Genomic DNA, 11,853 nt, shown 5'->3' with positions numbered 1-11,853 from the left:
AACGATGATTAATTTTCTAAAACAATTTTATGATATTCAGGGTGTTTTTCTAAAAACTTTCTAACATACCAGCAACCAGGAATAACTTTTAATTTATTCTCCTTAGCGTATTTAAGTGCAGCCTTTACTACTATCGCAGCTAAACCTTGCCCGCGCATATTACTAGGCGTATAAGTTGAATATAGATCAAGTATTCCTTTATCCTCTGCATACAATACATACACTTCTGCACCCTGAACTTCCAATACAAAACGGCTGCCTTGTCTATCATTAATAACTTCGCTCATATTATTTCTCTTGCTTTTAGATTATAAAGTAAATCATCGTAACTGACAAATTGGATTCCATCCCATCCTAATTTTTTTGCAGCATCAACATATTCTAAAATATCATCGACAAAAATATGTTCTTCAGGTAAAAAACCGGAAACATTTTCTACTGCGCGATAAATTTCTTCTTCGGGTTTAATAAATCCAACTTCATGTGATAAAAACAGTTTATCAAACAATTTTAAAAGTTCGTAATTTTCATATCCATGTTTTTTGTGGATTGAATTTGTGTTGGAAACAAGATAAAGTTTATAATTTTTTTTAAGTCTTGGTAAAAGTGCAATTACTTCTTCATTAAAAGAAAAAATATCCGACCAATATTTACAAAATGTTTCTTCATCAATACAATGCTCAAGATATTCTAACATCTGAGCAATAAAAACTTTTTCGGATATCTTCCCTTTTTCAAAATCACGATGAACATTATAGTTCTGTTTATACAACTCCAAGAATTGCTCACCGATTCCTGCTTTGTGTTTATTAATCTTTTCTACAAAATGCTTGTAATCAAACCGAACTAAAACCTGTCCCAAATCAAAAACTATTGCCGAATATTTTCTTTTACTCATTCAGCAATAACAAATATATCATCGGATAGACCTTTGTTAACTTTAACGCTGCTAATAGTCATCTCAACAGATTGTGGACCGTAAGATTGAGTAAGTTTAAATGGATACTTAATTCCATCAACTTCCGTATAGTTTTCATAAGTTACAACTTGTTCAATCAGCCCCATTTTAGTTTGCATTTCTTTTTGTTCTTTTACTTTTAAACCGGATTCAACATCAAAAAAAGTAAACCATCTTATTCCGGAAGGCAAAGTCATTTTAATTTTGTATGCATCTTTATCGCCAACTTTTTCTGTTCCTTCGTAAGAAAGCTTTACATCATAACTTTCAGGATTTAACAACAATTCCATTGATGCTTCAATTTTCAATTGTTCTAGTTCTTTTCCAGTTACATCAACGTTTTGTGTTGCCGCTTTCATCATACCTTTTTCGCCATCAAAAATAATAGTTTGATCCATTCCACCAGCTTTAACTTCCTGACGCATTTTGTTTGGAGCTTTTTGCTTTACAATAATTGTTAAAGCTTGTCCCATTGCTGTTCCACGCATAATTGTAGTTCTATCTTCAACTTTTGAAATTACATCTTTGCCGCCAATTGCATCAAGATAATTTTCCAAAACTACTTTCGGATCTATTGTTTCAGAATTGTTTGTGCTATCAGGTTTGCTAATTGCTAATATGTGAGAATTAATAACAAACATTAAAATTGCTGTACTAAATAAAACCAAATATTTCATTTCTTTTTCCTTGTGATATTAAAAATGTTACACTAAAAATAGTAAATAGATTATTATTAAATAAATGACTTTTTAGTGCATTATTCTAATATTTGAAATGAATAATTTAATATTTACGAATAATAATATTTCTTAAAAAATTATGAAAAACATTTTAGTAATTGGCGCAGGTCGCACTTCTTCTTCTCTCATAAATTATCTATTAAATAAATCTAAAGAAATGGGTTGGGCAATTACGGTTGCCGATCAATCTTTAGAATTAGCTGAACAAAAAACAGCAAATCATCCAAGAGCAAAAGCAATTATGTTTAATGTTTTGGATGATGAACAGCGTTCGGTACAAATTAGCAAAGCCGATATAGTTGTTTCATTACTCCCCGAAACCTTTCATATCCACATTGTTAAGGATTGTATAAAATATAGAGCGCATCTTGTAACTGCTTCTTATATTTCTCAAGAAATGGCTTCATTTGATGAAGAGGTAAAAAATGCGGGATTGATTTTTCTTAACGAGATGGGGCTTGATCCAGGTATAGATCACATGGATACAATGAGATTGATCAGCAAGGTTAATAGTATCGGCGGCAAATTAAATTCACTTAAATCTTATGGTGGCGGATTAATTGCGCCCGAATGCGATGATAATCCGTGGGGATATAAAATTACGTGGAATCCGATGAATGTTGTAACTGCGGGCATGGCAAGTGCACGTTATGTTAAAGATGGTAAATTAAAAATTGTTCCTTACAGCCGGGTTTTTACAGATAATCATTTAGTTGATGTGCCTAGTCTTGGTAAGTTTGAATCTTATCCCAATAGAGATTCTATTAAATATAGAAGAATATATAACATTCCAAGTATACCAAATGTATTTAGAGGATCTTTAAGAAAAATAGGATTTTGTAAAGCGTGGAATGCTCTTGTTCAGATTGGATTGACAGATAACCGTTACATAGTACCTGATTCTGATAAATTAAATTATAATGATTGGCTCTCTTTTTATCTTGATAAAAAAAATGGAATAGATATTAGACAAGCTGTAGCAGAATTTTTAAATGAATCCGAATCAAGTGATGTTATAAAAAAAATTGAATGGTTAGGGCTGTTGAGTGATGAAAAAATTCAACTTACAGATGTTAGTCCGGCAGAAATTTTACTTGATCTTTTAAAACAAAAATGGAATTTCAGTGAAAAAGATAAAGATATGGTTATACTACAAACTGAAATTGAATACGAAATAAAAAACAAAATTGAAAGGTTGGTTTCTTCATTAGTGCTTTATGGTAAACCTGGATTTAATACAGCGATGTCTGCTTCTGTTGGATTGCCACTTGGTGTTGGTGCAAAATTAATTTTAAGTAACAGTATAAAGGAGAAAGGGGTTATTATTCCGATTTATCCTGATATTTATGAGCCCGCAATGCAAGAATTGGCTGAGCTTGGAATCAAACCACTGGAGGTTGTTACAAGTATTTAATTTGTTTTACTTTCGAATGCTTTAATGTTCATGTATATTTTCAATGTATTCTTTCATATAAGAATACCGTTTTGTAAGCCTTCCTTTCCACATAATTACAGCTCGTTTTATTTCAACTGGTAGATTAGAATCGTGCAAGCTGTCTTTATAGTTAGCAGAAATAATATCTTTTAAAAACGGAAATAGATTTTCACTAAACTGTGTTGAAGCGTCGGCAGAAAACTCACAGGGAAGATTTGTAACCGCCATTACCGCAATTCCCTCTCCTTCAAAGCCATCTTTTCTTGTTTCATCTTTAGGATTATAGATATAAACAGGATTGTCAATCCACGTTTCTTTAGAAAATTCAATAGAGCCGTTTGGATCACAAGTAATATCGCCAATAGCAATAAGAGTTTTACTTTTGGAATAAATTTCCTTCATTAATTTTTTTGTAATTGATCTTGGAAATTCTGGAGACCAAATGACACAATTCATCAAAACAGAAACGTATGGAAGAATAGTATCAAGATTTGTTTCAAAATAATTTGGATTATCTAAATAAAATTTTCTTTTTTCAAATGCATTTAGTCTGAAGTAAGTTTCGGAAACATATTGTTTCTCTTTTTTTAATCTATATATTTCATCAGTTCTAATTTGAAGTGCATAAATTTTTTTCCTTGATCCAGACTTATAAACATTTTCCAAATCAGAAAGTTTTATATCTTCGTGCGGAAGCAAATCAAAAATTTCTCGTGCCCCATGAGCTGTTTTGCCTTTACCTAAAAAACAAACAATAATTGGCGGAATTTTATCAGTTGTTCCTTCTCTTTCTATATTTCTTGCTACTTTACTTATAATATTTTTTACTGATTGTAAATCTTGCCCTTCAACGGCTTGGGGTATTAATTCAAATTTATTTTTTACACCAAAATGAGTTAGTCTTTTTCCTAATGCCCAAAGCGTATCCACCATTCCCGCGTAACCTGCATTATAAGTAAAGGCGGTTATTTGCCTGTTATCGCTTTCATCTGTTATTAATTCGTAATCAATTAAAGTAGAATCAAATTCAACAAGCTTTTTTAACATTGCTCTGTTTTTTATTTGCCCTTTGTGTGTGTGCGAAAAATTGTAGTAAACCTTGTTTGGAAGTAAACGAGTAATGTGAATTTCTTTTAATCCGAAAATAACTTTTGCTTTTGAAAGATCTTCAGAAATTTCTGCTCCAGCCAGCTTATAGTCTTTATCGTTAAAAGCCCTTTTTATTTCGGATGTTTTGGGATGCTTTGCAGATTGTACAATTAATTTGTGTCCCCAGTTAACAATTTCTTTAGCATATTTTGGAGTGATAGCAACGCGTTGTTCGCCGCGCTTACTGATACCTTCTCGCATTATGCCGATTATATTTTTCATTTTGAACTCATGATTTTAACTCTAATGAAATGCTGACAAAACAAATATAGTTAATACCCAACTTAATTTTGAAATCAATGTTTTAACAATTTACTTTTATGTGATTAAAATATTCAAAATAAGATTTTTAGTCTTTTAAGAAGTTATCTTATTAGATATTATTAACTATACAATTATCATTTTTTTGGATTATGATGAAATCAGTTTTAGTCCTCCTGTTTTTTTGTTTATCTGTCCCAACAATCGCACAGCAGTTTGTAATAAAAGGGAAAGTATCAGATAAAACAACAACCAAACCACTAAGTTTTGCTAACATTAGAATTATTAATTCAACTATTGGTTCTGCTGCAAATGTTGCAGGTGAGTATGAAATTAAAATGCAACCCGGCACCTACAAACTAATTGCATCTTTTATAGGATATTATTCTGATACTCTTGAAGTGAATCTAAAACAAAGCATTTCTGATTTTAATTTTTCCCTCTTACAAACTAAAGTTGATTTAGAAGAAGTTGTAATAAAGCCTGGAGAAAATCCGGCAATAGAAATAATTCGCAAAGCAATTGAAAAACGAAAATTCAGAAATCAACAAATACAAAATTATGAAGTAGAAGCTTACACAAAAGGACTTATTAGAACCACCGGAGATATTTCTGCGGGAGACAATAGCATAGGAGTTGGTTTAGGCGGCAGCGATACAACAGAATTAATTATTTCCGGAATTCTTGAAAATCATAGTCGCAATTATTTTGAAGGGCCAAATCAATTCAAATCAATAATACTTGCACGAAAACAGAGCGCAAACTTTCCGCCCTCAATTAATACTTTAACTGGCGGAAGACTGATTCAAAATTTTTATGATAATGACGTAAATTTTTTAGGTAGAGATTTACCCGGCCCTATTTCCGATAACGCACTTCAGTACTATTATTTCTATATCGAAAATGTGCTTGCACAGAACGATAAAAAAGTCTATCAAATTCATATGGAGCCTGATAATACAGCCGATCCTGGATTTGTCGGAAAAGTTTTTATTGAAGATAGTACATTCAACTTAGTAAAAGTTGATTTTATTTTAAATCGAGCTGCAAATACCGGAAACCTATTTGATACTGTAAATATTTATCAGCAGTTTGATGAGTATGAAAATGTTTTTATGCCTATCGATTATAGATTGTTTGTTAAAGCAAATATTTTAGGTTTGGTAAGGTTTGGATTTGAGTTAAATACAATAATGTTTAATTATTCTATCAATAAAAAACTACCCAATGATATTTTTAATAAAGCAATTGTAACAGTAATACCTGAAGCCGACAATGTTGACCGCTCTTATTGGAAAAACACACAAACAATTCCCAACACGCTAGAGGAGGAATTAGCTTATAACAGAATAGATAGTTTAGAAAATATTCCAAAAAATTTCTGGGATGATTTTTCATTTCTTAATACAAGAATTGGTTTATCAAAAAACATTTCAATCAGTGCGCCGCTTGGGATGTATCATTTTTCCCGGGTCGAAGGTCATGCATTAGATTTTGGAATTTTTGTTGACGACGCTTTTAATAGAAGATTTAATTCAGCTTTAAAATTATCTTACGGATTTTCCGATAATAAGTTTAAGCAGGATTTTAGTACCGGATATCTTTTGGGGGATTATAGAACCTGGAAAGTAAAATTTAATGCTTTTAACAGAATGAATGTTTTGTTCGGTGAATCTGATAATTATGGCGAGCTATTTTCTACTCTCGTAACATTAATTTCAAAAGATGAATTCAGAGATTATTATTATTCAAAAGGATTTTCTTTCGGAGTTGAAGGGGAAGTTCTCCCAATTCTAAATATGCGTGTTGGATTTAAAAACAAAACCGATAACAGCGCATACAACACAACAGATTTTTCTTTTTTTAATAAAGACAAATCATACAGACCTAATCCAAAAATTTATGAAACGAAGATAAACTCCTTAAACGTTGGATTTGATATTGATTTCAGGAAGTACATTGAAGACGGATATTTTCGCAGAAGAACTTCGCTAGGCAGATCATACATTTTATTTTCCGGTGATGTTACATATTCTAATCCCGATTTTCTGAACAGCGGATTAAAGTTTACAACTTATGAATTATCATCTAGAGTATTTCTTAGAACATTTAAATCTGCTTCTCTAAATTTATTTGTCTATGCAAAATCAACCGATGGCGCAACACCTTACCAGGATTTATACGCACTGCCGGGCAATATTGATATTGTATTTAATCCGCATACTTTTAGAACTTTAAACATAAATGAAATTATTGGCGATAGAATTTTAACATTAAATTTTACTCACGATTTTAGAGACGAACTTTTTAGATTGGCAAACATTCCAGGAATTAAAAATTGGGAAATTATGTTGTCTTTAATTTTTAATGCAGCAATTACTGATGTTACAAGTGAAACATCAAATATTTTAACAAATCCTGTCAAAACATTTAAACATCCTTTTTATGAAATTGGATTTGGAGTTGGACAAGGATTACTGCCATTTAAATTAGAATTTATGTGGAAGCTAAATTATCGTGATGGAAACAATTTTAGAGTTGGATTAAATATGCCGCTGTTGTAGATGTAATTTATTTAGGAGCAAAAAAAAGCGCTCTAAAAAGAGCGCCTCAAACGAAATAAACAGAACTTATTTCTTGGGTTTTGCTTCACTTACGATGATATTACGACCCTTGAGTTCAGAACCATTTAGTGCCTGAATAGCCGCAGTTGCTTCAGCTTCGGTTTCAAACTCAACGAAACCAAATCCTCTAGATCTGCGTGTCTCTTTATCAGTAACTACTTTTGCTGAAATAACGTTGCCATGTGCGGCAAAAGCATTCTGCAAATCTTCGTCATTAGCTGACCAGGGGAGACTCCCTACAAACAATTTTGTACTCACGAAACGAACCTTTAATTAATTGAACAAAAATGCGCCATTTGACGCGGGAATAAAATAATATTAATATTTTAAGAAACAAAGAAAAAATTTTATTAATCCTGCCTTTTAAGCCCAAAACAAAGGCTTTATGTCTCAACTTGTATCTTTTTAAGTGGATTTTGTGGTGAATTTTAAATTCTAATTTAGATTTTGTGAAATGGAATAAAGAATGTGTAGGCAGATTTTATAACAATTTTTCAACCGCATCTTTAACATTTTCAACAGAAATTATGTTTATTGATTTAGATTGTTTTAAACTTTTTAAATTTCCAATTGGAACAACGGCTGTTTTAAATCCAAGTTTTTGTGCTTCAGCAATTCTTTTTTCTATATACCCAACGCTTCTGATTTCGCCTCCCAACCCTACTTCACCAATTATTATAGTTTGATTATCAACAACCTTTTCCAACAAACTTGAGGTAATGCTGACGCAAACTGCAAGATCAACAGCCGGTTCTATAACGCGAATTCCTCCTGCAACATTTACAAAAACATTATTTACAGAAGCGCGAACATTTGCCCGCTTTTCTAAAACTGCAAGCAGAATAGATAATCTTTTTTGATCAAAACCATTTGATACGCGTTGAGGATAACCAAAGTTTGAAGGTGTAACTAATGCCTGAACTTCCAATAAAATTGGTCTGCTTCCTTCGATACTGGATGTAACCACTGAACCGGGAGTTTGTTTTTCCCGTTCGCTTAAAAATAACTCACTTGGATTTGTAACCTCGCGCAAACCATCTTCACGCATTTCAAATACGCCAATTTCATTCGTGCTGCCAAATCTGTTTTTCTGTGCGCGCAAAATTCTAAACGAATGATTTGTTTCACCTTCAAATTGTAAAACCGTATCAACCATGTGTTCTAAAATTTTTGGTCCTGCAATCATTCCTTCTTTTGTAACGTGTCCAATTATGATCACGGAGTAATGATTTTTTTTTGCTTCTTCCATTAACATTGCGGCACATTCGCGGATTTGCGTAATTGTTCCGGGCGAATTTTCCAATTCGTTTCTGTAAGTTGTTTGGATTGAATCGATAATTACAACGGACGGCGAGATTTCTTTTATAGCACCAAGTATATTTGATAATTCAGTTTCAGCCTGAACAAAAAATGAATCTGATTTTACTTTTAGCCGGCTTGATCTAAGTTTAATCTGTTTTTCTGATTCTTCCCCGGTTACGTATAATACTTTTTCTTTAATGCTTGCAGCAGCCTGCATAGCTATTGTTGATTTACCGATTCCTGGATCACCGCCGAGCAAAATAACGGAGCCTGGCATAATCCCACCACCAAGTACACGATCAAACTCTACGATTCCTGTTTTTACTCTATCGTCTTCGTTTGCAGAAATATCTAAAATTTTACTGTAACTAAATTTAGATTTTGAAATGTTTGCTTTGCGTGGCGATGTTTCAACAATTTCCTCTGTAAATGAATTCCAACTTTCACATTCGGGACATTTGCCAATCCATCTTAAAGATTCATACCCGCAATTGGAGCAAATGTATTTTATTTTTGTTTTACTCATAATATGTCAATCGATAAACGTCAAATGTGAAACATGAAAAAGAAAAATTCAATGAATTAATAATTAGAATCCTTAAAATCATAATAATATTGAGCTTGTCATTTCGAATCCGACTTTATTCGGTGAGAAATCTGATAAACTAATTAGATTGACGATTTCTCCCTTCGGTCGAAATGACATTTAGTTAACATTGAACTACAAAAAACTTCCAACAATTTTTTCTACTTTAGTCAAAGCAGTAACAATCTGCCCTACTTCTTTTCCACCGGCAGTTGCCAGATGAGGGCGACCGCCGCCGCCGCCGCCGACTAATTTTGCAAGCTCACCAACAATTTTTCCAGCGCTAAGTTTTTTGTCTTTTATTAAGTCATCACTTACTACAGCAACAATTCCAACTTTATCGTCAATTTGTGCTATAAGAACACCAACTCCACTTTTTATTTTATTACGCATTTCATCACCAAAAGATTTTAATTCATCCATATTTTCAGCGTGAACTTTACCTTTAAATATTTTAACGGTTTTTGCTTCTAATGAAAGTGACAGTATGTGATCAAGCTGACCGAGATTATCTTTTGTTTTTAGTTCGGCAATTTCTTTTTCATGTTTCTTTTTAACATCAAGCAACTCTTCAATTTTTTGCTCTGATGATTTTAAATGTTCTGCTTGAGCTTGAATATAATTTTCAACTCCTGCACCAGTTACAGCCTCAATTCTACGCACTCCGCTGGCTATAGATGACTCGCTCAATATTTTAAACAAACCAATTTCTGATGAATTATGAACGTGTGTACCTCCGCAAAATTCCATTGTAAAATCACCAAACTGAACAACATTAACTTTGTCGCCATACTTATCACCAAAAAACATTAGCGCACCCATTTTTTTGGCTTCTTCAAAAGGAGTATTGCGATGATGAGATAACGGAATATTTTTTCTTAACTGCTCATTTACAAATTTTTCAATTTTATTAATTTCATCTGTAGTAAGTTTTGCAAAATGCGTAAAATCAAAACGTAATCTATCCGGACCAACATACGAACCAGCCTGATGGACGTGTGTTCCTAAAACAGTTCTTAGTGCTTTGTGCAAAAAATGAGTGACGGAATGATTACGCATAATATCCCAGCGGCGCTCCTCATCAACCTCTGCGCTTACTTCAATTCCAGTTTTTAACAACGCAGTTTTATTAGAATTTAATACATGAATAACTAGTCCATCAATTTTAGTCACATCAACAACATCAAAAGAATTATTTCCAGCAATTAGCTTTCCCAAATCATCTGTTTGTCCGCCGGATTCAACATAAAAGGGAGACTTATCCAAAATCACTAACGTGTTTTCATTATCCTTTTTTATTCCGATGATCTTTGCCTTTGTTTTAAGTTCATCATAACCTGTAAAAACAGTTGGAATAGAACTACTCAAATTAAAATCCGAAAGGTCGTTTAAAGTAACATTTACAGAAGCAAACTTATCTTTTGATGCTTCGCGCCCGCGTGATTTTTGTTCATTCATCAGTTTATTAAAACCATCTTCATCAATTGCAAAGTCAATTTCTCGTGCCATTACATTTGTTAAATCAACAGGAAAACCAAAAGTATCGTATAATTTAAAAACATCTTCACCGGGAATAACTTTAATGTTTTGTTTGATTAATTTTTTAACAACTTCATCAAACAATTCAATTCCACGATCTAAGGTTGCGTTAAAACTTTCTTCTTCTGCTTTAATAACTTTTTTAACATAATCTTTTTTCTCAACAACGTCAGGAAAAACATCTCCCATATTATCAGCAAGAATATCAACAAGTTTGTAAAGAAACGGATCTTTTAAATTTATTTTTCTTCCGTACCGAGCTGCACGTCTTAAAATTCTTCGTAGAACATAACCACGACCATCATTACCGGGAACAGCGCCATCAGCAATTGCAAAAGTTAGCGCACGGATATGATCTGCAATTACACGCATCGGAATTCTATCTTCTTCTTTATCATACTTTACATTTGAAAGAGTTACAACTGCATCGATAATCGGAGTGAAAACATCTGTATCATAATTTGATTTTTTCTTTTGCAGTACTGAACACACACGTTCAAATCCCATTCCTGTATCAACGTGTTTTGCTGGAAGATCATGCAGCATTCCAGTTTCATCACGATTATACTGGATAAAAACCAAATTCCAGATTTCAATACATTCCGGTGAACCTGCGTTTACTAAATCAGGATTATCAAAATCATCGCCAACACTTATGTGAATTTCTGAGCACGGACCGCACGGACCAGTTTCACCCATTTCCCAAAAGTTATCTTTTTCAGCAAACTTTAAAATATGCTTTGGGTTTATATCTGTTTCAGATTTCCAAAGTTCAAGCGCTTCATTATCATCTTTATAAACAGTTGCCCATAATCTTTCTTTAGGAAGCTTCCAAACTTCGGTTAACAACTCCCAAGCCCAACCAATTGCTTCTTTTTTATAGTAATCACCAAACGACCAATTGCCGAGCATCTCAAACAAAGTGTGATGGTAAGTATCGTGACCGACTTCTTCCAAATCGTTGTGCTTACCTGAAACGCGAATACATTTTTGTGTATCTGCTGCACGTTTGTATTCTCTGTTTCCTGTTCCTAAAAAAACATCTTTAAACTGATTCATTCCGGCATTTGTAAAAAGCAGAGTTGGATCATTAAAAGGAACAACCGGAGCGGAGTGAACAATGCGATGTTCTTTTTCCTTAAAAAAATCTAAAAATTGCTGACGAATTTGTCGTGAGGTCATATTTACCTTTGAAATAAATTTTGAAGGTAAAAATAACAAATAAGTACTTAAGCGGGAACTTGATATTGAAGCATTAT

The 11,853-nt window shown here is 32.8% G+C and carries 9 protein-coding genes; 2 read left to right on the top strand and 7 right to left on the bottom strand.

Annotation, left to right across the window (positions count from 1 at the left end; translation table 11 throughout):
* Positions 1-8: 8 nt before the first annotated feature.
* From IPJ23_13245 to IPJ23_13235, 3 genes are read right to left on the bottom strand one after another with little or no spacing between them, the layout of a single operon-like run.
* Positions 9-287 carry an N-acetyltransferase gene (locus tag IPJ23_13245; GenBank protein ID MBK7631642.1) on the bottom strand — a complete coding sequence of 93 codons (279 nt, stop codon included), beginning with the start codon at positions 285-287 and terminating at the stop codon, positions 9-11.
* Entirely contained in the window at positions 284-898 is a 615-nt protein-coding gene (locus IPJ23_13240; protein MBK7631641.1) for an HAD family phosphatase, read from the bottom strand. Before IPJ23_13240 ends, IPJ23_13245 begins: the two co-directional genes overlap by 4 nt.
* Positions 895-1,635, bottom strand: coding sequence for a hypothetical protein (locus IPJ23_13235; protein ID MBK7631640.1), 741 nt, complete (start codon positions 1,633-1,635; stop codon positions 895-897). The genes IPJ23_13240 and IPJ23_13235 overlap by 4 nt, the downstream gene beginning before the upstream one ends.
* 142 nt (positions 1,636-1,777) lie before the next feature.
* Between IPJ23_13235 and IPJ23_13230 the strand changes: the two genes are divergently transcribed.
* Complete coding sequence (locus IPJ23_13230; protein ID MBK7631639.1) at positions 1,778-3,112, top strand: saccharopine dehydrogenase NADP-binding domain-containing protein; 1,335 nt, start codon at positions 1,778-1,780, stop codon at positions 3,110-3,112.
* Between the two features lie 21 nt (positions 3,113-3,133).
* Here IPJ23_13230 and IPJ23_13225 read toward each other — a convergent pair whose 3' ends face one another.
* Positions 3,134-4,504 (bottom strand): hypothetical protein, encoded by a 1,371-nt coding sequence (locus IPJ23_13225; protein MBK7631638.1) that lies wholly within the window; start codon positions 4,502-4,504, stop codon positions 3,134-3,136.
* Between the two features lie 194 nt (positions 4,505-4,698).
* On the opposite strand from IPJ23_13225, the gene IPJ23_13220 reads away from it, so the two are divergent.
* Entirely contained in the window at positions 4,699-7,107 is a 2,409-nt protein-coding gene (locus IPJ23_13220; protein ID MBK7631637.1) for a carboxypeptidase-like regulatory domain-containing protein, read from the top strand.
* A 66-nt stretch (positions 7,108-7,173) separates the two neighbouring features.
* Here the strand turns inward: IPJ23_13220 and IPJ23_13215 are convergent, their stop codons facing one another.
* From IPJ23_13215 to alaS, 3 genes are all read right to left on the bottom strand, one after another.
* The gene (locus IPJ23_13215) at positions 7,174-7,425 is read right to left on the bottom strand and encodes an RNA-binding protein (protein MBK7631636.1); all 252 of its coding nucleotides are present in this window, start codon (positions 7,423-7,425) and stop codon (positions 7,174-7,176) included.
* A gap of 223 nt (positions 7,426-7,648) precedes the next feature.
* Positions 7,649-8,995, bottom strand: coding sequence for a DNA repair protein RadA (gene radA / locus IPJ23_13210; GenBank protein ID MBK7631635.1), 1,347 nt, complete (start codon positions 8,993-8,995; stop codon positions 7,649-7,651).
* A gap of 195 nt (positions 8,996-9,190) precedes the next feature.
* Entirely contained in the window at positions 9,191-11,776 is a 2,586-nt protein-coding gene (gene alaS, locus IPJ23_13205) for an alanine--tRNA ligase (GenBank protein ID MBK7631634.1), read from the bottom strand.
* Positions 11,777-11,853: the final 77 nt, after the last annotated feature.

This window comes from Ignavibacteriales bacterium (assembly GCA_016709765.1).
Classification (GTDB): domain Bacteria; phylum Bacteroidota; class Ignavibacteria; order Ignavibacteriales; family Ignavibacteriaceae; genus IGN3.
The sequence above is the reverse complement of the archived record's forward strand: the minus strand, read 5'-3'. Positions and strand labels throughout refer to the sequence as shown.